Genomic DNA, 4,319 nt, shown 5'->3' on the forward strand with positions numbered 1-4,319 from the left:
AAGCTCAGAAGCAGTCAGCAGAATTTTCAGCCCCAGAGATGACGACTATCCAGCCACAGGAGTTCAACCCTTTGAAGGAGATCCCCCTGACAAAAAAAACGACTAAAACCTCCGCGTACCTTTGCGCTTAACTTAGTACCTCTGCGTTTAAACCAAAGCCTTCAGTAACGCCTGAAGTTTCAGCTGCACCTCAGCAAACTCCTTATCAGGGTCAGAACCAGCCACAATCCCAGCACCAGCATACAACCTCGCGCGATCGCCATCTATTAAAGCCGACCGAATCCCCACTATAAACTCGCAGTTACCTCTAGCATCTACCCAACCCAGAGGCGCAGCATATAAACCCCTCTCAAAGCTTTCATAACGACGAATTTCTGCACAAGCAAAATCTCTCGTTGCACCGGCCACAGCTGGGGTAGGATGCAATTGAGAAACAATCTTTAATGGGTGGACATTAGGGCTAACTTTGGCTGTAATTGGTGTCCATAAATGTTGGATGTTAGATAATTGTCTCAGGCGTGGCGCTAATACCTGGGGTAATAAACCTAGCTGGGTAAGGCGTTGAGTAATAAAATCAATCACTAAAGAATGTTCATGTCTTTCTTTGAGACTACTTAATAAGCGATTGGCATTAGCAGCATCTTCAGCAGGTGTTTTACCTCTGGGTGCAGAACCAGCTAAAGCATCAGAAATTAACTCTTGATTATGAATAGTAATTAATCTTTCTGGACTCGCACCAATAAAGTTTTGTCCCTTACCATTGCTGGTAGAAAAGATATAACAATTAGGATGTATTTGCCGCAGATTGTTTAAGGATTTGAATAAATTAAAATTATGGCTGGATTTGACATCTAAGGCATTTGCTAAGACAATTTTACTTAAATGGCTAGACTGAATTTTTTCTACGGCTGAACCCACGGCGCGTTTAAAATCTTCAGCATTAGTAACAGATTTTTTTCTAAACTTACTGGGTAACTGTTCTAAATTTGGAGCAGCATATTTTAAGGACTCAATTTGAGCAATTTTATGTTGCAAAGTCTGCAATATATTTTCTATATTGGTGCTGGCTTGAATATTTATATTATTGACTAATATACAGCGTTTATTTTTAACTGCTATTTGCCAACGAGGGAGAAAAACTGTAGCTGATGGAAACGGGTAATCTATTTGAGAATTATAATCAAAAAAGCTGAAATAACAAAAAAAGTAAGGGACTGCAAAAGTTGACTGATTGTTACCAAAATTTATAATATTTTTTAGACAAGATTTGATAAAATACTCAGCTTGATTAAAACGCTCTTTGCCATCAATTTCTAATTTTCTCACAGTATCAATGGCTGCGATCGCTTCTCCTTGAGCTTGATTCTCAAAGTAAAAATTTATTTCATTTGCTTGCGTTAGTTTATCTAATACAACTAAGGGATCTACCCAGTCAATATCCAGTGAAATACTCACAATTTGCCGACAATTATGCTGAAGGCAATTTTCCTGAACGTTTAACAGAAAATGGTATAGGTCTTGGTTTTTGACAAAGCAGTTGCTGCGACATGGTAAAACTGTCATGGATCTAGCAATAGTAAACTTTTTTTAAGTTAACTTCCTAAAGTGTAATTAAACGTGGTCGTATTTCTACAGGTAACATATTCAGTTGCCACTTTACCAGAATATGCTTTGCTTTATTTATGGTGTGTGTTCCCAGGCGGTGAACAGCTATCGTGAGTTTTGGGTTGCAGCCCAAAAATGAGTGTTACTAACCAGAGGTTGACCAACCACAGGAAATTACCTAAGTTTGGCATTTAACCAATATTTAGTAAACCCCAGAGTTCCACCAGGAGAGAATTTTTTGAATGGCGTGGTGTGGTTTTGGTGTCTCGTGAAACTGTAAAATTTTATGTATGGGTAAGATTACTATTATCTCATTAATAACGACTGATGACTACAAAACAGGTTGCAAATTCTCAGATTAAATTATGGCTGGCAGCAATTAAACCGCCGATGTACAGTGTTGCTATCATGCCGATTTGGGTAGGAACGGCAGTGGCTTTTGCGGAAACCAAAAGTTTTAATTTGGGAGTATTTTCTACTTTTATTGCGGCAGCAATTTTAATTTTAGCTTGGGAAAATATTAGTAATGATGTCTTTGATTCAGAAACGGGAATTGACCAAAATAAACATCATTCTTTAGTAAATTTAACTGGTAATAAGCTATTAATATTTTGGCTAGGAAACTTGTGTTTAGTTTCTGGGTTATTGGGAATAATCACGATTGCTATTTGGCAAAAAGACCCCACTGTTATCGGCTTAATTCTGCTGTGCTGCGCTTTGGGCTACACATACCAAGGGCCTCCCTTTCGCTTAGGATACAAAGGTCTAGGCGAAATTATCTGCTTTTTTGCCTTTGGGCCTTTGGCGATCGCCTCAGCTTATTATAGCCAAACTGCAACTTGGTCAATAAATAGTTTAGCAGCCTCGGTGATTGTGGGCATTGCTACGAGCTTAGTTTTATTTTGCTCACACTTTCACCAAGTTAAGGATGACATAACTGCCGGCAAGCGATCGCCTGTTGTCCGTTTGGGTACGGCAAAAGCTGCAAAACTTCTCTATTGGTTCACTGGCGTTATTTATCCTCTAATTTTGCTGTTTGTTTTATTGGGTATATTCCCTGTTTGGACTTTGCTGAGTTGGTTGAGTTTACCTTATGCTTTTCAGTTATGTCACCATGTCCAGCAAAATCATCATCTCCCGGAAAAGGTGAGTAATTGTAAGTTTATTGCAGTTAATTTACATTTTTGGTGTTGTTTGCTGTTGGGTTTGGGGTTTATTTTGGAAGGTGCATAAGGAAAGTCAAAAGTTACTAATGTCTCTAGGTTATCGGTTCGATTTTCGTTGTTATCGACGGCGGTTTTTACGGTCATTGGTTACTAATCATGGGTTGTGGCATACCCGTGAAGGTATAATTATTTGTCTGGGTAACTGTGGTTACGGAGAAATTGCCCCTATTAGTTGGTTCGGTTCGGAAACTCTAGAACAGGCTTTAGATTTTTGTCGCCAATTACCCGCAGTAGTTACAGAAGAGATGATTTTCTCTATCCCAGATAATTTACCTGCTTGTCAATTTGGATTTGAGTCCGCGTTGACGGAAATGAAGCGTTGGCGAAATCAGGAAAACCAGCCAGAAGATTCTCATTCCAGTCTAACCTCTTCCCCCTGCCCCTCTGCCTCTTCTTCCCCCCTGCCCCCTGCCCCCTGCCCCTCTGCCTCTTCTTCCCCCTTGCCCCCTGCCCCCTGCCCCTCTGCTTCTTTACTATCGGCCGGGGAGAGGGCTTTAAGTCAATGGGAGAAACTGTGGAAGCAGGGATATCGCACGTTTAAATGGAAAATTGGGGTGGATGCAATTTCTAGGGAGTTGAAAATTTTTGACTTATTGACTCGGAGTTTACCACCTGCGGCTAAATTGCGTTTAGATGCCAACGGTGGACTTAGTTATGAGGAAGCTAAACTATGGCTGGGGATTTGTGACGATATTTCGGCAAATATTGAATTTCTTGAACAACCATTGCCTGTTGCCCAATTTTCGGCGATGTTGGAATTGAGTACTAGTTTTAAGACTGCGATCGCCTTAGATGAATCTGTAGCCACACTCCAACAACTAAAGCATTGCTTTGAAAAAGGTTGGCGAGGAATCTTTGTGATTAAACCAGGGATAGCAGGTTCACCGTCTCGTCTGCGGCAATTTTGCCAACAACATCAAATTGATGCGGTATTTTCGTCAGTCTTTGAAACAGAAATTGGTAGACAAGCATCACTCCAACTAGCAGCAGAATTATCTCATTCAAATAGGGCTATTGGTTTTGGTATTAACCATTTTTTAGATGTTTAAAAATTTTTGGGACAAACGAAATTCATCAAATCTTTTAAACCGCGCAGGTGGGTTTTGCCTGTATAGCCGTGACTTCTAATCTCCAGGTTTAGTAAATTCAGAAAAAACTTAATTTAAATGTCCATAGAATCACCTGTATTTTATTTAAATAACCTGCCTGAACAAGATTTTCTTATTGGTAATTATCATCAATTTCAGCAAATAGCCTCAGCATTATATTTAGAACTACAGCAATTATTAGCTTCAGGAAATACTCCTAAAATTATCTTAGCCGAACGAGAACCAGTGAGATTTATTGCAGGTTTTATAGCTGCTTGTGCTGCTGGTTGTCCAGTTTTTTTGTGTAACCCAGATTGGGGAAAACAAGAATGGCAAGAAGTTTTAGAATTAGTACAGCCTGATATAATTTGGGGACCAGAATTAAAAATATCCCCCCATA

The 4,319-nt window shown here is 39.7% G+C and carries 3 protein-coding genes and 1 pseudogene; 3 read left to right on the top strand and 1 reads right to left on the bottom strand.

The genetic code is table 11. The features are described from left to right. Positions 1–147: 147 nt before the first annotated feature. The gene (locus VB654_RS22865) at positions 148–1,563 is read right to left on the bottom strand and encodes an isochorismate synthase MenF (RefSeq protein ID WP_323216118.1); all 1,416 of its coding nucleotides are present in this window, start codon (positions 1,561–1,563) and stop codon (positions 148–150) included. A 369-nt stretch (positions 1,564–1,932) separates the two neighbouring features. Here VB654_RS22865 and menA point away from each other — a divergent pair, with 369 nt between their 5' ends. From menA to VB654_RS22880, 3 genes and pseudogenes are all read left to right on the top strand, one after another. After that, positions 1,933–2,838: a 2-carboxy-1,4-naphthoquinone phytyltransferase gene (gene menA / locus VB654_RS22870; RefSeq protein WP_323216119.1), complete on the top strand. Its 906-nt coding sequence runs from the start codon at positions 1,933–1,935 to the stop codon at positions 2,836–2,838. A gap of 19 nt (positions 2,839–2,857) precedes the next feature. Then, positions 2,858–3,880, top strand: a complete 1,023-nt coding sequence (locus VB654_RS22875; protein ID WP_323216120.1) for an o-succinylbenzoate synthase — start codon at positions 2,858–2,860, stop codon at positions 3,878–3,880. A gap of 117 nt (positions 3,881–3,997) precedes the next feature. Continuing rightward, a pseudogene (locus VB654_RS22880) lies at positions 3,998–4,319 on the top strand (hypothetical protein); the annotation flags it as partial.

It is taken from the genome of Nodularia sp. UHCC 0506, from assembly GCF_034931045.1.
Lineage (GTDB): Bacteria > Cyanobacteriota > Cyanobacteriia > Cyanobacteriales > Nostocaceae > Nodularia.